This window comes from Parasphingorhabdus sp. JC815, assembly GCF_040717415.1.
GTDB lineage: Bacteria > Pseudomonadota > Alphaproteobacteria > Sphingomonadales > Sphingomonadaceae > Parasphingorhabdus.
Window position 1 is genome coordinate 828,766 of sequence record NZ_JBFEFM010000001.1, and the last position, 22,766, is coordinate 851,531.

17 protein-coding genes and 1 tRNA gene are annotated in these 22,766 nt (G+C 49.1%); 9 read left to right on the forward strand and 9 right to left on the reverse strand.

The window, feature by feature from the left end:
• Positions 1 to 2: 2 nt before the first annotated feature.
• The 5 genes from AB1K62_RS03980 to AB1K62_RS04000 all read right to left on the reverse strand — a co-directional run bounded on the left by AB1K62_RS03980 (position 3) and on the right by AB1K62_RS04000 (position 8,011).
• Positions 3 to 1,055, reverse strand: a complete 1,053-nt coding sequence (locus AB1K62_RS03980; protein ID WP_367001429.1) for a YhjD/YihY/BrkB family envelope integrity protein — start codon at positions 1,053 to 1,055, stop codon at positions 3 to 5.
• Positions 1,052 to 1,276, reverse strand: a complete 225-nt coding sequence (locus AB1K62_RS03985; protein ID WP_367001431.1) for a hypothetical protein — start codon at positions 1,274 to 1,276, stop codon at positions 1,052 to 1,054. The genes AB1K62_RS03980 and AB1K62_RS03985 overlap by 4 nt, the downstream gene beginning before the upstream one ends.
• On the reverse strand, positions 1,276 to 5,502 hold the full coding sequence (locus tag AB1K62_RS03990; protein ID WP_367001432.1) for a translocation/assembly module TamB domain-containing protein: 4,227 nt from the start codon (positions 5,500 to 5,502) through the stop codon (positions 1,276 to 1,278). Before AB1K62_RS03990 ends, AB1K62_RS03985 begins: the two co-directional genes overlap by 1 nt.
• A 1-nt stretch (position 5,503) precedes the next feature.
• Complete coding sequence (locus AB1K62_RS03995; protein ID WP_367001434.1) at positions 5,504 to 7,645, reverse strand: BamA/TamA family outer membrane protein; 2,142 nt, start codon at positions 7,643 to 7,645, stop codon at positions 5,504 to 5,506.
• 276 nt (positions 7,646 to 7,921) lie between these two features.
• Positions 7,922 to 8,011, reverse strand: a tRNA-Ser gene (locus tag AB1K62_RS04000).
• Between the two features lie 189 nt (positions 8,012 to 8,200).
• Here AB1K62_RS04000 and AB1K62_RS04005 point away from each other — a divergent pair.
• The 9 genes from AB1K62_RS04005 to mazG all read left to right on the forward strand — a co-directional run bounded on the left by AB1K62_RS04005 (position 8,201) and on the right by mazG (position 17,112).
• Complete coding sequence (locus AB1K62_RS04005; protein WP_367001436.1) at positions 8,201 to 9,241, forward strand: lytic murein transglycosylase; 1,041 nt, start codon at positions 8,201 to 8,203, stop codon at positions 9,239 to 9,241.
• Positions 9,242 to 9,692: 451 nt separating this feature from the next.
• Positions 9,693 to 10,853: a D-alanyl-D-alanine carboxypeptidase family protein gene (locus AB1K62_RS04010; RefSeq protein WP_367001438.1), complete on the forward strand. Its 1,161-nt coding sequence runs from the start codon at positions 9,693 to 9,695 to the stop codon at positions 10,851 to 10,853.
• A complete protein-coding gene (gene tmk / locus AB1K62_RS04015; protein WP_367001439.1) occupies positions 10,850 to 11,476 on the forward strand; it encodes a dTMP kinase in 627 nt (208 codons plus the stop codon). The genes AB1K62_RS04010 and tmk overlap by 4 nt, the downstream gene beginning before the upstream one ends.
• Before the next feature lie 4 nt (positions 11,477 to 11,480).
• Positions 11,481 to 12,530 carry an AAA family ATPase gene (locus tag AB1K62_RS04020; RefSeq protein ID WP_367001440.1) on the forward strand — a complete coding sequence of 350 codons (1,050 nt, stop codon included), beginning with the start codon at positions 11,481 to 11,483 and terminating at the stop codon, positions 12,528 to 12,530.
• Between the two features lie 47 nt (positions 12,531 to 12,577).
• The gene (metG, locus tag AB1K62_RS04025) at positions 12,578 to 14,152 is read left to right on the forward strand and encodes a methionine--tRNA ligase (RefSeq protein ID WP_367001441.1); all 1,575 of its coding nucleotides are present in this window, start codon (positions 12,578 to 12,580) and stop codon (positions 14,150 to 14,152) included.
• A gap of 6 nt (positions 14,153 to 14,158) precedes the next feature.
• Positions 14,159 to 14,935 carry a TatD family hydrolase gene (locus tag AB1K62_RS04030; RefSeq protein ID WP_367001443.1) on the forward strand — a complete coding sequence of 259 codons (777 nt, stop codon included), beginning with the start codon at positions 14,159 to 14,161 and terminating at the stop codon, positions 14,933 to 14,935.
• A gap of 1 nt (position 14,936) precedes the next feature.
• Entirely contained in the window at positions 14,937 to 15,707 is a 771-nt protein-coding gene (locus AB1K62_RS04035) for an MBL fold metallo-hydrolase (protein ID WP_367001444.1), read from the forward strand.
• Positions 15,708 to 15,709: 2 nt separating this feature from the next.
• Positions 15,710 to 16,330 (forward strand): TIGR02281 family clan AA aspartic protease, encoded by a 621-nt coding sequence (locus AB1K62_RS04040; RefSeq protein WP_367001446.1) that lies wholly within the window; start codon positions 15,710 to 15,712, stop codon positions 16,328 to 16,330.
• A 50-nt stretch (positions 16,331 to 16,380) separates the two neighbouring features.
• Positions 16,381 to 17,112: a nucleoside triphosphate pyrophosphohydrolase gene (gene mazG, locus AB1K62_RS04045; protein WP_367001448.1), complete on the forward strand. Its 732-nt coding sequence runs from the start codon at positions 16,381 to 16,383 to the stop codon at positions 17,110 to 17,112.
• 25 nt (positions 17,113 to 17,137) lie between these two features.
• On the opposite strand, the gene hflX is transcribed toward mazG, so the two are convergent.
• From hflX to AB1K62_RS04065, 4 genes are all read right to left on the reverse strand, one after another.
• Entirely contained in the window at positions 17,138 to 18,439 is a 1,302-nt protein-coding gene (gene hflX, locus AB1K62_RS04050) for a GTPase HflX (protein WP_367001450.1), read from the reverse strand.
• A gap of 2 nt (positions 18,440 to 18,441) precedes the next feature.
• On the reverse strand, positions 18,442 to 18,966 hold the full coding sequence (gene hfq / locus AB1K62_RS04055) for an RNA chaperone Hfq (protein ID WP_367002056.1): 525 nt from the start codon (positions 18,964 to 18,966) through the stop codon (positions 18,442 to 18,444).
• A 107-nt stretch (positions 18,967 to 19,073) separates the two neighbouring features.
• Positions 19,074 to 20,456 carry a sigma-54 dependent transcriptional regulator gene (locus tag AB1K62_RS04060; RefSeq protein WP_367001452.1) on the reverse strand — a complete coding sequence of 461 codons (1,383 nt, stop codon included), beginning with the start codon at positions 20,454 to 20,456 and terminating at the stop codon, positions 19,074 to 19,076.
• Between the two features lie 55 nt (positions 20,457 to 20,511).
• Positions 20,512 to 22,722, reverse strand: a complete 2,211-nt coding sequence (locus AB1K62_RS04065; RefSeq protein ID WP_367002058.1) for an ATP-binding protein — start codon at positions 22,720 to 22,722, stop codon at positions 20,512 to 20,514.
• Positions 22,723 to 22,766 lie beyond the last annotated feature (44 nt).

The window sequence follows — 22,766 nt, forward strand, 5'->3', positions numbered from 1 at the left end:
ACTCAGCCAGATAATTTGCGGGCCAAACGATCCGCACGCCGGCGCTGGCGTTTTTCAAGGACCTTTTTGCTTGCTGTATCAAGAACAACCGCATCAGCCATCACGGCTCCCCGTTTACCTAATGGACGATCCATACCAATAGTTGAATCCTGAAATGTTTGCCGTTCTGTCTCTGCGTTAATTTCTGCACCGATTAGAACCGCATAAGAGGATAAAAACAACCACATGAGGAAAATAACCACGGCCGTTAATGAACCATAAGTGGCGTTATAATTGCCAACGTTCGATACATAATATCCGAAGCCGAGTGTGACCGCGACCCATAAAAATGTAGATACAACAGATCCTAAAGACAACCAACGCCACTTTGCCGCACGCCGGTCCGGAGCAAAGCGGTAAAATATCGCGAAAGTAAAACTTACGAGGACGCCAGCAACGAGCCAGGTTAATATCTGTATCAGCATCAACGTCGAATCGCCCAAATAGGTCGATAGAAAATTGCGGATATAGCTGAAAACGGAAATAGCACTCACACCGATCAATGCCACGCCAACCATACCAAGGGTTATGCCCGCAGCCACGGCAGTTGTTACGAATATATTGCGTGATTCATGTTCTTCATAAATGATGTTCAATGCTTTCATTATCGCGCTGGCCGCCCGCATCGCACCAAAAGTCGACAGAAGAAGTGCAACGACCAGGCCGACACCTTGCGCTGTCTTGTTCGTATTTACGATCTGAAGCAACTGCGCTCGCAAAATTGCCAAAACCTCAGGAGGCGTAAAGCCCGAAAGCAGATTAAGACTTTCCGTGACCGCCTGTGTATCGCCGATAAGACCATATAACAGCACGGTAACGGCAATTAGTGGCACGAATGCAAGAAACGCAAAAAATGCAACACCTGCGGCGAGCAGGGGCAAGTTATGAAAATCATTCATCACATATACGCGCTTGATAATCGCCCACCATCCTTGCATCGGAATATGAAGAGGCGTGTGAGCTGATGACCCGGGAACATCTTTCGGTGTTTTTTCTGGAATAAACTCGTCACTCATTGGGCTGGATTACCCGTCAATGCTTCAAATTCACCGACATTATCCAGCACAGCCTCGGCTTCTTCAGCAGATTTTATCCGTTTATCTACGGTTATTTCTATCGACCGCGCCTGTTGTTCAATCGCTCGGCTATGTTCTTCAAAGCGCTCATTAAAGTCCGGTTCCCTCTGACAACCGGCAGTCAGCATAGATAGAGAAAGTAAGATTAATCCAGCGCGCATTAGTAATCCTTGCGATATTGCACGTTAACATTGGAACCACCAAAGCTGCCAACCTGGCTTAGCACCGAAAGCGCTTTAGTAAGGCTGATCTCAATCTGTGTAGCGGTATGGCCGCGCGCATCGGTGATTATTTCCACATAGACATCATTGGAAATATACTGACCGGCAGCAAGCGATGTCCCGCGTCCTGTTTCTTCATCTGCGCCCAATATACGCAATCGGTCAATACCAGCCGATTGTTGAAGGACACCAAGCGGGTTCAGTCCGCCACCGCTGCCGCTTAAACTATTTAGTGAGGCGGCAAGCTGGACTGCTTGCACCGCTGATAGCTGGCCGATGGAATTTCCAAACAGGATGCGCGACATAATTTCATCTTGCGGCAAGCTGGGCGTGGATGAGAAAACGATGTCGGGATTTTCTCCCGTACCGCTGACCGTGATATTGATATTCACATCATCTGCCTCACCCGATGCGATCAACCTGACCGCCGGATTAGTCATAGCGCCGCCATCGAAACGAATCCGGCCTTCCTGCAATTCAAAAGAGCGTCCCGCAAAGCCAAGATTACCACGTACCAGATTGATACCACCCTCTATTCGAGGATTGCCGGTTGTGCCGCCAACATGAATATTGGCGGCCCATTCAGAATCCAGTCCCATGCCGCTAACAAAAATCTGATTATCGGCAGCAATATCAATATCCAGACGCCAATTCTGTGGAACGCCGGAAATTGGCTCTGCATCACCAGTTATCCGTTCACGACCCCGCGCTGGTTTGCGCCTTATACCCGTTAAAGTTGCAACTTCCGCAGCTCCTTGGCGCACAATTTTATAGCGTGTTTCCGGCAAACGTAATGTCCCAGAAATAGTGCCTGGTTGATTGGGACTATTTACTACCTGCAATTGTCCCGTAGCAGCTGCGGCGAGATCAGAGCCTTTGGCAAGCTGTGCATTATCAAGATCAAGAGCAAGCTGTACCGGGAAGCCTTGTTTCGAACTTAAAGAAACAAATCCGCTTCCACTGACTGTGCCATCGCCTGCTGTTGCGGTAAGTTTTTCAACCTCCAGCCTGTCGTTGGTAAACCGTCCACGGAGCTGCATGTTGGTCAGCCGCGTTCCATATTGCTGGTTCACATAAGTCAGTTTGTTCGCGCGCACTACTCCGCTAAGCTCAGGATGCTTGACCCTGCCAGAAAAATCAGCCGCGACGCCAATAGCTCCTTTCAGATTCTGGTCCGGTAAAGCTGCCAGCGAGAATAATGTTTCCGCCGGCCCATTATAACGCAATCCTCCGCTAAGCGGCGCCGCTAGCAGGCGGGTTGTCCATGATCCTGCACCCGGAGCAAGCGGTCTAAGATTGACGTGCATCCGGCCAATGGCCGCGCCGCGCCTGCGGATAATAACACGAGCATTCCCGCCGTCAGGTAGCAGCCGACCGACCGTATAAATATCCACCGGCTGCGAGCGGGCCGCCAGGCTGGTTCGTGTAAAATCATCAATCCGCAGCCGGGCATCAGCATGCGGGAAGGCGCTGGGCGAACTTTGTTCGAAATCAAGGCTGCCAGTCGCGCGACCGCCTAGCCCAAGGCCTGGCACCATTGGATTTATCAGAGCCAGGTCGACGTTTTTAAGGCGGCTTTGAATATTTATCACTTCGCCATAATCCCCGGCCAGCTGTATGCTACCGTTCGAAAGATTAATTGTAGTCGGACGCAACATATAGCCATTTTTTCCGGGAATGATCCGCGCGGGCTTTTCGGTTTTGAAATCTATGCCATTTGCCCTGCCATCAATCGCCACGCGCCACAGGTCGGGCTGCAACACGGAATTGGCGGCAAAGCGGAACGGAAAGCCGCTACGCCCTTCTGCCATGATCTTGGCCGATCCTTTACTGCCGCGATAGTCGATCTTTGCCCGTGCCGAAGCGATCTGAAGCTCATTCACATATGTATTGGCGAGCTGTATATCCGCGACAAGTTGCGGGCGGTCATATAAAATAATATCGGCATCAATAATGGCTCGGCCAATGGTCAGATTGGCAGGGCCGGGCAGGGCGGCATCCTGTGCAGTCGCATCTATCAGCGCGCGTTGCTTACCATCGGTTGATGACAGCGCAACATTGCCATTAATTCCGGACCCATTGGCGGCTAGTTGCCCAGAAAATGGGCCAGCAGTAGTTTGACGGATACGACCGGTCAGTCCTATCCCGGCAAAGCTGGTGCCGTCATTCACCGCAATAGTGAGCGGCCCGCGTCCCATGAGTATATCGACATTGGCGTCAAAGCTGCCATAGTCGCTTTCACCATCTGCGATAACTGCATAATCATTGCCGTTACCACGCACCGTTGCGACAACATCGCGCAATCCGACACCAAGTCCCGGTCGCGACGCGGCAATTTTTGCCACAGGTCGGGCAAGGCTACCTGATATATCCACGCCCAGTGGCCCATATTGGTTGGAAACACCGCGGGCAGTAAAATCAATGCCGCCATCTGCTGTATAGCGCCCACTCCCGCTGGTCAGCCGGAACGCAGGTGCCGCAACATTCAAGCTATCAACCCGTGCCACTCCATCGCTTCCGTAACTTACATTCGCAACGATTAGCGAATTACCACCCAGAAAGTCACGGACGCCATCGTTAAAAATTCTACTGGATCGCGCCTGAACTCGCCCGGCAAGACGAAATCCGCCATTTTGAGCAGTTTCCAGATCTACATCGGTCTGAAGATTGAAAACACCGACACTGTCAACCCGATAACCATTTACACGGCCTTTCAATGCGCCTGAGTAAAGGCCGCTATTCATGTCCGCGAGCAAAATAGCCGTCGCATCAATTCGGTCGGAACGGATTTTCATATTATCCGACAATAACCGTCCATTGGCAAATGCCAGATCACCGTTCAGCCGGACATTCGTAAGCAATTCTCCTGCCGCAGCGTTTAGACCGCCAATACGTTGAGCACGCGCTTCTAGCGGAATGATCCAGCCCTCATCATCCATTTGTGCACTACCGTTGGCTCGCAAACCAATCACTGTGGTTTCATCAAAACCAATTCGCGCAGCATTTACGACATAAGCCAATTCCGGTGCGACAAATTCCCCATTAAGCGTTGCACTCGCTACAATTCCTGCACCGTTCAGATTTTCCGCAAGAGTGCCGGGTTGAAGCAAACGAAATTCCATAACCAGATCACGTATGCGGCTTTCACCTAAATCGACTAATCCGTCCGCTCTCAACACAAAATTATCATTGGAAATGTTGCCGTCAATCTGGAAACGGCGTTCTTCAGCAGCCGCCTTGACGTCAATATTTGTGACCGGCTCAAGCAGATTTTGCGAAGCTCCGGCTAATAATAAGCCGGGCCGCATCATTCCATTAGCCGTAAAAGTCCCATTACGAGCGGTGAGTGCGACATCTGATAGTTTTTCGTTTCCGCTCGTTCCGCTTAATGAACCATCCCATTTATTCCAGTCGCCTTTGCCTTTTATCGACAATTGGATAGGTTTTGCGATACCGCTAAGCGCTGCAACCAACCCGTTTTCCGGCGCATTAAGCTCTAACGCAATATTCAGCCGGTTTTGTTCGGGTGTTGCATCCAGATCAAGCGCAAACCTATCCCCGCCAGCGACATTCTCAGCCGTTAGCGCACGGCCATTTGCATTCACAACCGCCCGGCGATCAGCTATATGGACATCCCCGCCAAAGGCGACAATATGTCTTTGCCCCGTTACCGGCGGATCAATGATCAGACGACCTAGATCAAACTTGCCTATATCAATATCAAGATCTGGAAGTAGAGGTTCATTCGACGGCGGAGTCTCTCTAAATTCCGGTAGTCTATGCAAGCGTGCCTCAGGAATATTCAGAGCGCGAATATCTATATGGCTACCGATGAAAGCCAATGGCCGCCAATCTACATCAACTTGTTTTGCCGATAGGAACACGCCTTCGGGATCGCCTATGACAAGATTATGTAATTGCATCTCGTCATGGATCGAACCTTCAATCGCGCCGACGTTAATCTTCAAGCCATTTTCAAATTCCGTTGCCTCAATCTGGTCGATGATAAACCGTTTACCGCTTTGAGAATCTGCCCAAAAATATACGCCTGCAAGCAGCAGAAACGCGAAAACAAACAGCCCGCCAATTGCTGCACTTATGCGTTTAGGCCAACTCCATGAGAGCCGATCATTTTGGGCAACATCAATTTTCTCTTCTTCAGCCATATCAGAATGCCTGTCCAATCGACACATAGACCGATATGCGCGATTCTCCCGGTTGGCGATTTATCGGCGTCGCAACATCAAGCCTCAACGGGCCGAAATTGGTATAAAACCGTCCGCCAATACCTACACCAAAACGCCAGTCATCGAATTTTGGTGTGGAACTGGTATAAACCTGTCCTGCATCGACAAATCCCACTATGCCATAGTCGCCAAACCGGTATCGCACTTCTGCCGATGCCTCCACCAGACTGCGCCCGCCAATTGGCCGGTCTTCCGGATCCTTGGGTCCAAGCTCCTGATAGCCAAATCCCCGCACAGAACCACCGCCTCCGGCGTAATAACGCCGTGACGGAGCGATACGTTTACGCTCTGCGCCAAATATTGAACCAATCCGCGCCCTTCCGGCCAGAACAAGGCTATCCCCAGCCGGATAATAGCCGGTCGCTTCCAGCAATCCGCGCCCATAAACCTGTGTTCCGCTACCCAAAGAGGCTTCTGGTGACAGTTTGGCAGTAATACGATACCCCTCGGTCGGGTTAAGCAGATCGTTAGACTGATCGAAAGTCACTTGGCCGGGCAGGGCAGCAACATAATATGTCCTGCGCTGACGGGTTCCCGTGTCAAAATTAAAATCTCTTTCGTTGGTTCCAAATATTTCAAAACCATAGCTATAACTCAGCTTTTTCTGCCAGATCGGAGTGCTTTGATAAGAAATGCGCCCACCCAGGCCGCCGGTAAATGCTTCAAACGCTTCGAAATTACTGTGCAAGGCGGATAATCCTAATTCGACAGTGCGGTCGCGGCGGCCGGCGTTTGATCTACGAAAGGTTAAGGATGCACCTTGTTCCCGTGTACCCGCTAACCCGCTAGCAATAAGCGCCCCCTCAGGCGGGAACAGATTACGATGTATCCATTTGCCCTCAACTCTTATACCCTGACCGGTTCCATATCCGGCTTCACCAGCAATCGTGCGAGGGGGACCAGCCTCTTGATTGACCATGATAGACGCATATTCGGTAGCATCCGGCGCGGTTTCACCCGTCTGCTTCGGCTTAACGGAAACTAGAGAAAATAACCCGGTTGCCACCAGCGCCTTGCGAAGATCATCGACTTTCCGGCTATCGTATAAATCCCCTTTTTCAAAACGCGCCAGAACAGCAATATGCTCCGCATCAAAGGCGGTGGTGCCTGAAGTCAATATATCTCCAAAGCTGCTCCGCGGGCCGGGAGTAACCGGCAATGTATAGTCGCCGCTCCGCAATTCCGGATCAAGCAAGATGTCACGTTGCCCGGTCTCGGCGAAAGGATAGCCTTCCTGTGGTAATTGCACCGCAATATTTGCTTCTGCCGCCAACACCCGTTCTGCCACGATTGGCTCACCGGTTTTCGGCGCGAAACTATTTGCAATGAGACCTGCGGGGATTACCGATGGTGCATCGAACTGGATTGAGCCGAATTGATAACGAGGGCCGGGATTGACGGCTAATATAACTTTGACTCGCGCGTCTTCTGACTCCGGTAAATCAACTGTACCATCTACAGTTGCATCAAAATATCCCTGACCATGAAGAATGTTGACCAATAGCAATTGGTCTTCTTGCAAGCGCGCGGAGACCATTGCACCGTTTGTTGCTTTGCCGTTGCCATCTTCAAGTACAGATAACTCCTTAAATCGAGCCCGAATATACCCACGATCAACCGGCATAATATCGCTATCACCGTTAAGTGCGTCCAGTCCCTCAATCGTGTAGGTATATCGCAAGCTGCTTACATCACCAGATGCCGCTTCTTCGGTATAGCGACTTTCATCAAATGGTTCGACATCAAAACGGTCAATCGGTGTCAGCGGGTCATCGATCTCCGGGTCCTCAACGGGCGGATCGGCAAGCAATTCAGAAGAATCGCGATCCTGCAGCGCCGGAAGAGAGGCTACGCCCTCCTTGACATCCCTTTTCCTCGCCGCCTCCTCAAGACGCTCCTGCTCTGCTTCCCATTCCTTAACACTACCCATTGGCACATCGCTGTCCAGCGCAGGATCAATAGGGGGTATTGTCCTGTCAAACTCTTCATCATCTATGATCGGCGCGTCTTCGGCCTGATCGGCTTGCACTTCTTCCGGCGCCTTCTGCGTATTAGCGCACACGGCAGAATTAGCTGCTAAAGCAACAGCGAGGGAGATAAACTTAAGACCATTTACCGGCAAAACACTAATGGAATCGGGACGGGAACGATTTATACAAACCGTTTTGAACTTAATTATGTTTTCCATTTAACACACGCAGACAAGATAAACCTCCCAGGATAACTATGAGATAATGCGCGAAAATGGAAAAGGTTCCTTAGCTAAGTACCGCTGCAACTATACGGCATTGCACGGAAATCTCTACAAAGAAAGACACTATGTTAGGGATGATCTGGCTGGCGGACAGGGTGGGATTCGAACCCACGGAGAGCTTGCACCCTCGCCGGTTTTCAAGACCGGTGCATTCGACCACTCTGCCACCTGTCCGCTCTAGCCGAAAGCCTCCTAGCGTCCTCGATTTAAAAGAGCAAAGAATAATTATTCTAATAGCGCTGCTCGTTCCAAAAAAATGGGTAAATAGAGGCTTATCCGGCCAAATGGTGTTTCCATGCGATAATTTGGGTTTCCCCTATGCACCAGTTTATGCGACAAGATATTGAAGAAAGGAAGTTTTCCATGCGTGCCATTACCGCCATTGCCATTAGCGCTCTTGCTTTTTTCTGCCTGCCATACTCGCAAAGCAGCAGCATCGCTGTTGCCCAGTCCACGAAAACTTTTGATAATTACCTCCGGGATGTTGGGCAAAAGGCTTTGCAGCAGGGGGTCAGCCAGCGAACACTGGACCGTGTATTGCCTAGCCTGACCTACAATCCACGCGTCATTGAACTTGACCAGTCCCAGCCCGGCGGATCTCCCAATAGCGCTATCCCTCCATTCGCTCCATATAAACGCCGGCATGTCGATGCTGCCCGAATACAGGGCGGCCAGGCAAAATATCGTCAGCTTATCTCGACATTGGTAAATGTTGAGCGCGAAACCGGCGTTCCGGGACATATAATCATGGCCATCTACGGTCACGAAACCAACTATGGCACATTTACCGGCAATTTTGACATTCCTAGAGCTTTAGCAACGCTGGCATACGAAGGCCGCCGACGGTCGTTGTTTGAAGCGGAATTTATAGCGGTCCTTAAAATGATCGATAATGGTGTACCGCAATCTGCCATGAAAGGCAGCTGGGCCGGAGCAATGGGTAGGCCGCAATTTTTGCCTTCTGTTTATCTTCGTTTGGCCAAAGATGGTAGCGGTGATGGCTATGCCGATATCTGGAATAGTGAAGCAGATGCAGTCGCCTCAATCGCTAATTATTTTGTGAATGCCGGCTGGCGACGAGGCGATCCATGGGGCATTGCCGTTCGCGTTCCGGCATCGCTGAACCGAGAGGCCATCAAGAACAAGACCGTGGCCGTCCGATGCCCTAGAGTCCACGAACGCCATAGCCAGTGGAAAAGCATGGCCGAGTGGCGCGCACTGGGCATTGCCCCTATTACAGGTCGTCGTTTGAAAGACGACACTTTAGCTACATTGCTGGAACCTGACGGTCCGGGCCAGACCGCTTACTTATTAACTGGCAATTACCGCGTGATACTCGATTATAACTGTTCCAATTTCTATGGGTTGTCCGTAGGATTATTGGCTGATGAAATTCGTCGCTAGGTTATTTGGCTTAGGAGCGATTGCTGAACCATTAAGTGGTTGTGATACTATTGATATTATTCCCGTAAATCCACTGCCGCAACGGCAACACCCGATTCTGTTTCTGAACATCCGGTAAAAATCGGTGAACCTTATGCTTTTCGTGGCAAACCTATACACCACGATATGTCACCTTTTGACAAAATTGGTCCGGGATTAATGATCATGGTCCGTTTTCACATAATCACTTAATTGATCTATACTATGGAGCGGTAAAGCAGCTTATTGTTATTCGGTAAGCTATAGCGGCAGTTCGTGTCGGCATTAATCATAAAATTTGGTAAATTGATACCTAAGCCGGACTGGCACAGGCGATAAAGCAGCGCTATAGTGAGCGGAGACTCCTGCGCTGGCACATAGATGTCAAAGATAAGGGCGCTATTTATATTTTTGATTTGGAACCGGGAATTTAATGAACAAGATTTTTTTGGCTTCATTGCCACTTATCGCCATTTCTACTGCCGTCTTAGCGGCGCCCAAATATGAAACCGAAGCGCCTATCGCTTATATGACTGACGTATCATCCGGTGCGATATTGTTTGAAAAAAATGCTGACAAGCCCATTCCACCGGCTTCCATGGCCAAAATGATGACGGCGTATGTTGCCTTTGACCAAATCCAAAAAGGCAAACTCAAGCTCGATCAGAAGGTCAAAATCCAAAGAGCGACGTGGCAAAAATGGACTAATCAAGGTTCGACGATGTTTCTTGGCGTCAATGATGAGCCTACAGTGAGTGAGCTACTTCATGGTATTATTACACTATCCGGCAATGATGCCAGCGTGGTTTTGGCCGAAGCCATAGCTGGAACAGAAGAAAATTTTGCCACATTAATGACTAAAACGGCCAAGCGGATCGGAATGAAAAACAGCCGTTTTGGTAATAGCACGGGTTGGCCGGATGAAGGCATAACCATGGTCACTGCACGTGATCTTGGGATCTTAGGTGCACGTCTGGCAGCTGACTTCCCAAAGCTTTATGACGATTACTTTGGGTTACCCGAATTCACTTGGGGAAAAACCAATAGCGGTGAGCCCATTACCCAGCCTAATCGCAACCCGCTTATTGGCAAAATTCAAGGTGCAGATGGTCTGAAAACCGGTCATACTGAAGAAGCTGGCTATGGCTTTACAGGTTCCGCAGAACAAAAAGGACGCCGAATTGTTTCCGTGATTGCCGGATTAAACAGCTATGGTGCGCGAAGCAATGAAGCAGTGAAATTTATGAACTGGGGGTTCAATGCTTGGGAAGCAAAACCTTTATTTGACAAAGGCGCTAAAGTTCAAACCGCAGAAGTCCAATTGGGAGATTCCTCATCGGTTGATCTTGTCGCACCAAAAAATCTCTCTGCCACCTTGCCAAAAGGGTCTGACGGAAACATCACCATGAAGGTGCGCTATAATGGCCCGATCAAGGCCCCGATCAAGCAAGGACAGCAAGTAGCGACATTGATTGTTACGACCGGAGATGCAGGCTCACAGGTCATGCCCTTGATTGCCGGAGAGACCGTGGAGGAAGCAGGATTCTTTAACCGTATCTGGGCAGCACTGAAATCATTGCTTGGTATGGCGTGACCGGATATTTCATCAGCCTTGAAGGCGGGGAAGGGGCCGGAAAATCGACTCAAGCAAAGGCTTTGTCCGTAGCTTTGCAAGCCAAGGGAATAGATGTTTGTCTGACCCGTGAACCGGGCGGCACTCCCACTGCTGAAGTTATCCGTGACCTGCTGCTTAGCGGGCATGAAGAAAAATTAAACATACGCACAGAGGCGCTATTATTTGCAGCAGCGCGCTCCGAGCATTGTGAAACTCTTATCAAGCCCGCGCTCAAGAGCGGCAAATGGGTCATCAGTGACCGTTTTATCGACAGCAGCCGCGCCTATCAAACTGTTAGCGGGAGTCTGAGCGATAAGGATATAATGGCACTACATCATGTGGGTAGTGGAAACCTTATGCCACGGCGCACCTTCGTTCTGGATCTTCCGGAAGAATTCGCATCACGCCGGGCTGCTATGCGGGATTGCGGGAATAGCGACAGGATAGGTGGACGTGACAGTAGCTACCATCGCGCGGTTATGGCTAAATTCCGGCAATATGCGAATGAAGAACCGGATCGGGTCAAGTTAATTGATGCTTCACAATCACCCGCAGATGTTACAGCAAAATTGCTTCAAAACTTAACCGATTTGATAGACTGACATCATGACGTCATTTTTGGGACATGAAAAAGCACTGCGTATTTTTAAACGATCCTTTGATAAAAATACGCTTCATCATGCTTGGCTTTTAGCTGGACCAAAAGGTATTGGTAAGGCAGGCTTTGCTAAGCAGGCAGCGCATTTTCTATTGGATGTACATAACAGTATAAATGCCGGACCTTCTATTCACACCAGTTTCGAATTGAATGAGCAAAGTCAAACCGCAAAACTACTGGCTGCGCGTTCCCATCCTGATTACAGACTTGTGCAACGCGGAGGAAAAACGGACAAGGAAGAAAAAAAGGCGCAGGAAGAGGGCGTAGATACGCTTGAAGAACATGAATTGAAGCGAAATATAACCATTTCGCAAATTCGTAGCTTGCAGCCACTTTTTTCTTCGCAACCATCCATTTCCAACTACCGCGTGGTGGTGATCGATTCTATTGACGATCTTGAGCGCAGCGGTGCGAATGCGTTACTGAAAAACCTTGAAGAACCACCAAGGAACACGGTCTTTCTGCTGGTCAGCCATGCACCGGAACGATTATTACCTACAATACGCTCCCGATGCCAGATTTTACGGTTTGATCCTTTGAATGTTGATCAGATGCGGGAAATAATTTCTCACGCTGCGCCTACACTTGATGAAGATAATCTTCAGGCTCTCATTGCGGCGGGGGAGGGGTCTCCTGGCCGGGCTTTGCAATATGTTGATGCCGGGCTGGCTGAACTGGAAAAACTTGCCCAGGATATTATGCGAACCGGTGACAGAAATAATAAAATCAAAAGCGAGCTTGCGCGCAAACTCTCTTTGAAGGCAGCAATGCCGAGCTATCAGGCATTTTTGGCCCGGGCCCCCAGTCTGATGGCCCAGCACATCAAAATGCTTGCTCGCAACTCCAGCGGCAAACAACATATGGATTCCATAAGCCACTGGCATGAAGCCAGCGAGCTTGCCGCCATGGCATTACCCAAGGCGCTTGATAGTCAGGCAGTTATATTTCGTCTTGGCAGTCTGATGGCATCACTTGCCCAACCGGATGAGCACGCATAAAGAGAAGCGGTAAACGGCGGTTCAGCCTGGAATCAAGAAAGCTATTCATGTCCAAACCATTTTATATCACTACAGCAATCAGCTATCCTAACGGCCCACCACACATCGGCCATGCTTATGAAGCAATAGCAACAGATGCAATCGCACGATTTCATCGGCTATCAGGTGACGATGTGCGGTTTCAGACCGGGACCGACGAACATGGCTTGAAAATGGCGCAAACTGCAAGCGCCAAAGGAATTACACCACAAGAGCTTGCTGATGAAATGGCAAATCAATTCATTGTGATGTGTGATAAACTTAATATATCTTATGATCGTTTTATACGTACCACTGAAGCCGAGCATCATATTGCAAGCCAAGCTATCTGGCAGGCGATGGCAGACAATGATGATCTCTATCTCGACAAATATGAGGGCTGGTATTCTGTTCGCGATGAAGCCTATTATGACGAAAGCGAATTGATCGAAGCCGAAGGTGAAGGCGGCGCTAAGGAAAAGCTCTCTCCGCAAGGAACCCCGGTTGAGTGGACTGTCGAAGAGAGCTGGTTTTTTCGCCTATCGAAATATCAGGATGCGTTGCTGAAACTCTATAGAGAAAATCCGGAGTTCCTGAAGCCGGATAGCCGCCGGAACGAGATGATAAAGTTCGTTGAAGGCGGACTTAAGGATCTGTCCATATCCCGCACCAGTTTTGACTGGGGCGTAAAAGTACCGGGCAATGAAAATCATGTCATGTATGTTTGGATCGATGCGTTAACAAACTATCTAACTGGCCTAGGTTATCCAAGAAATACAGAATGTTACCCAAAGTACTGGAGTAATGATAGTAATGTAACGCACATTATCGGAAAAGATATTGTGCGATTCCATACCGTCTATTGGCCCGCTTTTTTGATGAGCGCAAATTTACCGCTTCCCAAACAGGTGTTCGGCCACGGATTTCTGCTCAACCGCGGATTGAAAATGTCAAAATCACTTGGCAATGTCGTCGATCCTATCGCCTTGGCTGAGGCCTTTGGCGTGGATCAACTACGCTATTTTCTGTTGTCAGAGGTCATCTTCGGCAAAGACGGCAGCTATTCAGCAGAAATGATTGTAACTAAAACCAATGCGGATCTAGCCAATAATTTTGGTAATCTGGCGCAGCGGAGCCTATCAATGATAGCCAAGAACTGCGACGGCAAAGTCCCCGAAGCAGGATTAAAAACCGAAGCAGAGGAACAGCTTATGAGTGATTTAAAAGACTGTTTCACAAATGTGTCATCAGCCATGGCAAATGGTGAGTATCCCATTCATACTGCAATTGATATGCTACGCGAGCGTCTTAGCGCGACCAACCAGTATTTTGCCGATCAGGCACCGTGGGCGTTGCGGAAAACCGATCCCGCGCGCGCAGATAGGGTGCTTTATTATACTGCTGAATCTATCCGCCAATTGGCGATTATGCTTAGGTGGGTCATTCCGGAAAGCTGCGATAAAATGCTCGACCTGTTAGCGCAGGATCATGACAAACGTGATTTTGAACATCTTGATCATGCGATTATCTCCGGTTTGTCTCTTCCGGCACCAAGCGGTATATTCCCGCGTCTGGATATGCCACAGGACGAAGGAGCAGAATGAATAACCATGCTTGTCGATAGTCACTGCCATCTCAATTATAAGGGTCTGGTCGAAGAGCAGGGCGCAGTTCTTGACCGCGCACGCAAAAGCGGTGTCACCGCGATGCTCAATATTTCAACCCGTGAGAGCGAATGGCGCGATATTGTCGCAACCGCAGAGCGTGAAAGCGATGTCTGGTCGAGTATCGGCATTCATCCCCATGAAGCCGATGCACATCCGGATATTGATCTTGCAAAACTGGTTGATGAAGCACAGCATGAGCGGGTGATTGCGATTGGGGAAACTGGTCTTGATTATTATTATGATCACAGTGACCGGGAACGCCAAAAGCAAAGCTTTCGTACCCATATACACGCAGCGCGGGAAACCGGTCTACCTATCATTGTGCATACACGTGATGCGGAAGAAGATACCGCAGCTATTATGATGGAAGAAATGGAGAAGGGCGCTTTTACCGGTGTTATTCACTGTTTCACTGCAAGCGAAGATTTCGCTCGTAAAGCACTGGATTTAGGTCTTTATATTTCTATTTCTGGCATTGTTACATTTAAAAATGCGAAAGACTTGCAAGCAACAGCGGCAAAACTGCCTTTGGATCGATTATTGATCGAAACCGATGCTCCGTTTTTAGCCCCCGTCCCGCATCGCGGAAAGACAGGGGAGCCGGCCTTTGTAGCGGATACAGCTAGATTTCTTGCTGAGTTGCGCGGCGAGAGCTATACTGAACTTAGCGAGACAACCGCACAGAACTTTTATCATCTATTCAATAAAGCTCGTATCTGATTTGGCACTAAAACTTACCATTCTTGGTTGCGGTACATCATCCGGAGTACCGCGGATTGGCAATGACTGGGGTGATTGCGACCCTAATGAGCCAAAAAACCGGCGGAGCAGGGTGTCTATCATCGTAGAAAGCGCAACAACGTCTATCTTGGTTGATACGTCTCCGGATTTACGGGCCCAGTTTCTGGCTTGTAATATTGATATGATTGATAATGTTATCTGGACACATGACCATGCGGACCATTGTCACGGTATCGATGACTTGCGGCAGGTTTTTCACAAAAAGGGTGAAACTATACCGTCTTATGCTCGGCCTTTTGCATTAGAAAGCCTGAAGCGGCGTTTTTCTTATGCGTTTGAAGGAAATAGATATTATCCCTCAATCTGTGAGGCTCGCACCTTGGAGGACGAGCAGTTAATCGGTGATATTCTGGTCAAGACCGTTGATCAACCCCATGGCGTCATTACGTCAGCTGGCTTGCGTTTTGAACACGCTGGAAAGTCGATATGCTATGCAACCGATTTCGGTGAGGTGACAGAGGCAATGCTTCTTAACTACCAGAACTGTAACATATTTGTGGTGGATGCATTGCGAGAAGATCCACATCCCACTCATGCACATTTAAAAATGACACTGGATTTAATCGAGACGGTTAATCCCGATCATAGCCTACTTACGCATATGGACAAGTCCATGGATTATGAGCAGCTTTGCTCGATCCTGCCAGAAAATATCCGACCCGCTTATGATGGATTTGTGATAGACATCTAAATGTGACCGAGGATCAGAATCTAAATCTTGTTTTTGCGATTGGCGCTTTGGTCCTGGTCATCAGCGCGCTGTTTTCATATCGCATCGGTTTCGGACAGCTTGTCCGAACCGCGTTGAGCTGGGTTGCTATATTTGCGATTTTTATCGTTATCTTTTCTTATCAGAAAGAACTGACCGGTGTTTGGAATAAGGTCACTGGTGAATTGACCGGCAGCAATAATCAGCAAATTGTTGGACAAACCCTACGATTACGCCAGTCATTGGATGGTCATTTTTGGGCTGATGCGATGGTCAATGGAACACCGGTCCGGTTCCTGATTGATAGCGGTGCGACAACTACAGCAATGACTTTAAAAACAGCCCAAGCCACAAATGTCGAGATAGATACAGGCGGTTTTCCGGTTTATCTGAATACGGCTAACGGAACGGTAGAAGCTCAGCGTGGGACCATTCAGTCATTACAGGTTGGCCCGATGAAGGCTCTGGACTTTCCAGTTGTTGTAGCAGAAGCTTTTGGTGGATCGAATGTTTTGGGGATGAACTTTTTGTCGGGCATGAAAAGCTGGCGAGTGGAGGGAATGGAGATGATCCTTGAGCCACCCAATTCGGCCAATGCTCAATAATTTAACATAATATATATTATCAACCTTATCTGTATGAGTGTATTTATCTTATGATAGAGCCCCTACTAGAAATCATGCGACGACTGCGCGATCCAGAGACAGGCTGTGAATGGGATACAGCTCAAAGCTTTGAAACCATCGCCCCTTACACAATTGAGGAAGCCTATGAAGTTGCCGATGCCATCCAGCGTGAGGATATTGATGCGCTAAAAGACGAACTTGGCGATCTTTTGCTACAGGTTGTTTTTCACAGCCAGATTGCTGCCGATCAGGGACAATTTCGATTTGGCGACGTAGTTGAAGCGATATGCGACAAGATGATGCGGCGGCATCCGCATATCTTTGGCGATGGAGATTCCCCTGATTGGGAACAGATAAAAGCACAGGAGCGAGCCGAAACAGGTAAATCCAGCGCTTTGGATGGAGTGGCACTGGCCCTTCCCGCGCTACTCCGCGCGCAAAAGATACAAAAGCGCGCAGCGCGGGTCGGGTTTGACTGGCCCGATAAAGCGCCGGTTAAAGCGAAATTACTCGAAGAATTAGAGGAAGTGGAACGGGCGGATACCCCTGAACATATTCATGAAGAAATAGGCGATCTTTTGTTTTCAGCCGTCAATCTGTCGCGTCACTACGGCGTTGATGCAGAAAAGGCATTGGCCGATGCAACGCATAAGTTCACAAATCGATTCAATAAGATAGAAGATAATCTTACGAGTAATATGAAAGAAATGACACTTGATGAACTGGAAGCGGAATGGCAAAAAGCCAAACTTGCCGGTTGATCGCCGCGTCAAACGGCTTAGCGGCTTATAACGCGTGAAACCGGCCCCAATTGCGATGAGACATTTGCACGTCCATTATTATATCATTGTTCGTTTGCTTTGATTCCAGAATACGCCCGTTTTCATGTAGCCATGCCAGTCGCTTACCATCCGATACCGACAGCGTAACCGTCTCGATTTCATGATGTCGTGACAGGCTTTCAGTAATCATCTCTGCCAGTGCATCAAGCCCCTGCCCGGTTGCTGCGGAGATCAGACAAACATTGGCGGGTATATGTTGTGATAATATGGTGCTGTCCGGGTCATCGGGGTTGACCAGATCAATCTTGTTCCACGCTTCGATGATAAGAGCTCCTTCTCCATCTTCGGCTTCCACATCCACGCCTAATTCCATTAGAATCTGTTCGACATCACGCGCTTGTCCATCACTGGACGGGTGCGCTATATCCCTGACATGGATGATAACATCAGCGGCTGTCACTTCTTCCAGAGTGGCGCGAAACGCTGCAACCAATTGGGTCGGCAGATCGGATACGAAACCAACCGTGTCCGAAATTATGGCTTTATCATATCCCGGTAAGGGAAATTGCCGCATAGTGGGATCAAGCGTTGCGAACAAAAGGTCTTCTGCAAAAACATCGGCACCGGTCAAACGGTTGAAAAGCGTAGATTTTCCAGCATTTGTATAGCCAACCAAAGCAATAACAGGCCATGGAGCTTTTTGACGCCGTGCGCGATGCAGCGTTCTGGTTTTGCGAAGGTGGCTAAGGTCCTTACGCAACTTTGCCATACGGTCACGGATCATCCGACGGTCGGATTCAATCTGTGTTTCACCCGGCCCGCCAAGGAAACCAAAACCGCCACGCTGGCGTTCCAGGTGGGTCCAGCTACGCACCAATCGGCCAGCTTGATAATCCAGATGAGCAAGTTCTACCTGCAACCGTCCTTCGGCGGTTGCTGCTCTAGCGCCAAAAATCTCAAGTATCAGGCCGGTTCGGTCAATGACTTTGACCTCTAATGTTTCTTCCAGATTGCGTTGCTGGATAGCGGTCAATGTGCCATCAACGATCAAAATATTGGCGTCATCCTGCGCCAATATCGTTTTAATCTGATCGACCTGTCCTGAACCAAATAATGTGCCAGCTTTGGGCACTCGAACAGTAAAATAGCGTGCAGAGGTCGTCTTCAGCCCGATAGCCAAAGCAAGACCAACCGCTTCTTCCAGACGATACTCCAGAGCATTTTGGCTAAGCCCCCCCATGTCGGGGTGAATAATTACCGCCTTATCATCAGTGCCATCCAGCTCTATTTTCTCAAATGGGATCAATGCTAGTCTTCGTCCACATCACTATAGTCGGCCAGATTAATTGCTTCATTGGGTTGGATGGTCGAAATGGCATGTTTGTACACCAATTGCGTCAGCCCTTCCCGTTCCAACAAGATACAGAACAGGTCATAGGCTGCAACCTCGCCCTGTAGCATCACACCATTAACCAAAAACATCGTCACCGGCTCATTGCCATCCCGCACAGCCATCAGGAACACTTCCTGCAAGATGCCTTTTTTCAGTTTAACCCGGTCCATCAAACTATGAAATGGTTCCATTTCAAGGCTTTGGGACGGCATGATAGTAGAAATACTATGTTTGTAGACAAGCTGTGACTGACCATCACGGCGCAATAATATCGAGAAATTGTCAAACCAAGTCACAATGCCTTGTAACTTAACACCTTTGACAAGAAACACGGTCACGGGGGTTTTGGATTTGCGGAGAGAGTTTAAGAAGAGGTCTTGTAAGTTATTTGATTTATCGGTCATTTTTGACTTCCGTTTTTGGCGGCGTAAAAGCCGCAGATTAGATCTGCCTTACTGTTTAATGGGCGGCCATTAATATAATGGGGGAGCCGCCTTTTGCATATATGGATTTGATGCGAAAGCTACAACCTCAAACAGAAACGATACTATTCGTCGTTTGGCTTTTTCTTGGCAGCAAGACCCAATATTTTAAGTTTTCGATGCAAAGCGGAACGCTCCATACCGATAAAATTAGCCGTTTTTGATATATTTCCAGAAAATCTGCGTATCTGAACCCTCAGATATTCCCTTTCAAAACTTTCGCGAGCTTCGCGTAATGGCGATCCCATCAACGACGCTACTCCTTGATCCAGATCGTCATCATTACCCAATATTTCGGGAGGAAGCATATCCATTTCTATTTTGGAGAAACCATCCTTTGGCGCTAAAATGATTGTTCTCTCGATAACATTACGCAATTGGCGAACATTACCCGGCCAATCACAGGCCTGTAACGCAGCCATGGCTTCAGCCGAGATTTCCGGCGCGTTTAATCGTTGATCAGCCGCAAAACGAGCAGAATAATGCTCGACCAGGACGGGAATATCTTCGCGACGTTGATGCAATGGCGGCAACTCCACCGGCACAACATTCAGCCGGTAAAACAGGTCTTCACGAAAACGTTTTTCCGCAATTTCCTCATCAAGATTCCGGGAGGTTGCAGAGACAACCCGAACATCCACCTTTACGCGCTGGGTACCGCCCAAGCGGACAAAGCTCTGCTCGGTCAGCACGCGCAGAATTTTCCCTTGGGTATCAAGCGGCATATCTGCCACTTCATCAATGAATAGAGTCCCGCCATGGGCTTCCTCCAGCAAGCCAATTTTTCCAACAGCGCCGTTAATCTCTGTTCCGAACAGTTCTTCTTCGACGCTTTCGGGTGATAATCGGGCCGCACTTATTGTAACAAACGGCGCTTTCGCCCGCGTACTCCAGCTATGCATCAAACGCGCGGCGACTTCTTTGCCGACCCCTGCAGGACCGGAAATCAGCAAGCGGCTGCCGGTACCGGCAACCCGCTTTAACGTCGCCCGGACCATATTTATCGCGGAGCTATTTCCGATCAGTTCATCGGCTATGCCGACCCGGGCCTTTAAAATCTCGTTCTCCCGGCGCAGGCTTTCTGTCTCGGTCGCTCGTTCTACGAGATGCATAAGATGCTCCGCCTCGAACGGTTTTTCGATAAAATCAATCGCGCCTTGGGAAATAGCTGCGACAGCGGTGTCAATATTGCCATGACCGGAAATCACGATAACCGGCAATTTGGGATCAATATTCTTGATTTCAGTCAACAGTTCCAAGCCATCGAGACGAGAGCCTCTCAACCACACATCCAGCAATACCAACGAGGGCTTGCGTTCCTTAACCGCTGCCAGCGCTGCATCACTATCGCCTGCCATTCTGGTTTCATAACCATCATCTTCCAGAACACCGGAAATAAGCTCCCGAATATCGGGTTCATCATCAACAATCAGAATATCTAGCGCCATTTTTTCAACCTTTACATCCGGGATGATTTATCAGTTTGTGAACGATCGTCATAACTTATGCCTGTAACCGCGGATTGGCACCCGCATCGCGTGTTTCGGACTCTATATTCTGGACTTGATAGCTGTCCCCCAGCCTAGTGAGTTTTGTCGGGTTTAAACATATGGTTACGCGTGTTCCCTCTCCCCTGTTGTCAGCAGAACGGTCAGAAAACACGATAGCGCCAAAATGCTCCTCAACAATTTTCTTCACAATCGCGAGGCCCAGGCCCGTGCCCTTTTCTCTGGTTGTCATATAAGGTTCGACAATCCGTTCCCGATCAGCAGGCAGTCCAATGCCATTATCTTCTAATTGTATCTCAATCTCGTCCCCCGTCCTGCACACGCGCATGTGTATTTCACCATTTTCAATCGTGAAATTTTCGTTCTCGGAAGCTTTCTGCTCAATAGCTTCAATAGCATTTTTTACGATATTGGTAAGCGCCTGACCCAATTGACGGCGGTCACAGACCAGAGAAACCTCTGGATCATCCGTATCAAAACGGAATGTTATTCCCGGATGGGCCACTTCCTGAAGAAACACAGCCTGCTTCACAATATCTATCAGGTTTTCCTCACGGAAAACCGGCTTTGGCATGCGCGCAAAAGAGGAAAACTCATCAACAATATTACGTAGATCCCCAACTTGCCGGACTATCGTGTCCGTTAGCTGGGCAAAAATTGACGCGCCCTCGTCGATATTCTTGCCGAAACGGCGCTGAAGGCGTTCAGCCGCTAACTGAATGGGTGTCAGGGGGTTTTTTATTTCATGAGCAATTCTGCGCGCTACATCGGACCATGCGGCTCGGCGTTGATCCAGAAGCTGCTGCGTAATGTCTTCAAAAGTTATGACATGGCCCGACTTGCCGCCAACGATCTGCACCTCAAGCGTGCGAAGTTCATTGCCGGATGAAAACTGGATAATGGCATTTTCGGTGCCATCTGCGATTAACGTAGAAAATTCTGGCGCAATATCGGATATGTGTTTGTCGAGTAGATCCTGGCTTTCCTTCGCGAGCAACGCCTGTGCACGGGAGTTTATCAAGCTCACTTGCCCTGCCTCATTCAGGCTGACTATCCCGGCAGTTACCGATTCCAGAACCGTTTCAATAAATGCGCGCCTGTTACCCAGTTGCTCGTTGGCGGTAAGCAAAGCGGTTGTCTGGGTTTCCAGACGTTCCGTCATGCGATTAAACGCTCTGCCCAAAGTACCAATTTCGTCCTTTTCAAATGGCGTAGGAACACGCGTTGCCAGATCCCCTTCTGTAATCCGTTTTGCTGCATCGACCAACTCGCTGACTGGTCTGACCATCCTGTCAGCGACAGCCAGCGCAATCCATAGGGCAAGACCGACGATCAAGAGAGAAACAACAAATAGCGCAATATTAAATTGCAATTGCAAGCTGCGTGACCGGGTAAACAGATCGTCATAATCTTCTAGAACCGACTGCGCCCGCTCCCATTGGCTGAGCGCCAACATGTCAGAATCGCGTGCAGTATAGAGAAAAACACGGGAATCCAGATCAAGCGCTGTGACCGCTTCAATCTTGTTCGGCTTTGCGATAACCACATAGCCCTGCCCGTCCATGAGTGCATTTAGCACTTCTTTGGTAATTTTCTGGTCCTGGTCACTGTTACCCGGATTTACTGCCGCAGCGGTGCGGGCAACGCCGTCTTCACCATATTGTATGATAGCTGATTCATTCAGTTTGCGTGTAAGCACCTGAAAGGAATAATTTTCAGCAAATTCGGGATGATCGATCCCCTTTTGACTTAGAAAGCTTCTGAGGTCGCTGGCCATGGTGATTGTTTCTTCGCCAACATCCCGGCGGTTCTGGTCATAATATCCACGCGCCAGACTATTCGCATTTTCCAGCATCCCTCTCGCGCGATCAGAGAACCAGAATTCCACGCCATATTGAAAAAGCAGCGAAGCAACAATTACCACAAGCAGCATCGGAATACTTGCAACCAAGGAAAACAGGGCGACCAGCCTGACATGCAACCGTCCACTGGTTCCGACCGCACTTTTTTCCGCCCTGCCTTTGGCAATACGGCGACCTAGCAATACGAGCAGGGCGATTGCCGGTATAAGATTGATAACCAGTAATGCTGCCGTAAGCGGGGGCGAGATAAAATCGGTCCGACTGGACTGGGAACTTAACAGAAAATAACTGCCGCTTGCTGTCGCCAGGAATAGTGCAATCGTAGCCCACTCGACCCGCTTCATTACCTTCTCGTCTTCGGCGAGCAAAGATAACCGGCGCAACCACG

Bases quoted from the DNA above. Each gene is read 5' to 3' on its own strand.
- AB1K62_RS03980 (WP_367001429.1), bottom strand. From the start codon at position 1,055: ATGAGTGACGAGTTTATTCCAGAAAAAACACCGAAAGATGTTCCCGGG.
- AB1K62_RS03985 (WP_367001431.1), bottom strand. From the start codon at position 1,276: ATGCGCGCTGGATTAATCTTACTTTCTCTATCTATGCTGACTGCCGGT.
- AB1K62_RS03990 (WP_367001432.1), bottom strand. From the start codon at position 5,502: ATGGCTGAAGAAGAGAAAATTGATGTTGCCCAAAATGATCGGCTCTCA.
- AB1K62_RS04005 (WP_367001436.1), top strand. From the start codon at position 8,201: ATGCGTGCCATTACCGCCATTGCCATTAGCGCTCTTGCTTTTTTCTGC.
- AB1K62_RS04010 (WP_367001438.1), top strand. From the start codon at position 9,693: ATGAACAAGATTTTTTTGGCTTCATTGCCACTTATCGCCATTTCTACT.
- AB1K62_RS04020 (WP_367001440.1), top strand. From the start codon at position 11,481: ATGACGTCATTTTTGGGACATGAAAAAGCACTGCGTATTTTTAAACGA.
- metG (WP_367001441.1), top strand. From the start codon at position 12,578: ATGTCCAAACCATTTTATATCACTACAGCAATCAGCTATCCTAACGGC.
- AB1K62_RS04030 (WP_367001443.1), top strand. From the start codon at position 14,159: ATGCTTGTCGATAGTCACTGCCATCTCAATTATAAGGGTCTGGTCGAA.
- mazG (WP_367001448.1), top strand. From the start codon at position 16,381: ATGATAGAGCCCCTACTAGAAATCATGCGACGACTGCGCGATCCAGAG.
- AB1K62_RS04060 (WP_367001452.1), bottom strand. From the start codon at position 20,456: ATGGCGCTAGATATTCTGATTGTTGATGATGAACCCGATATTCGGGAG.
- AB1K62_RS04065 (WP_367002058.1), bottom strand. From the start codon at position 22,722: ATGAAGCGGGTCGAGTGGGCTACGATTGCACTATTCCTGGCGACAGCA.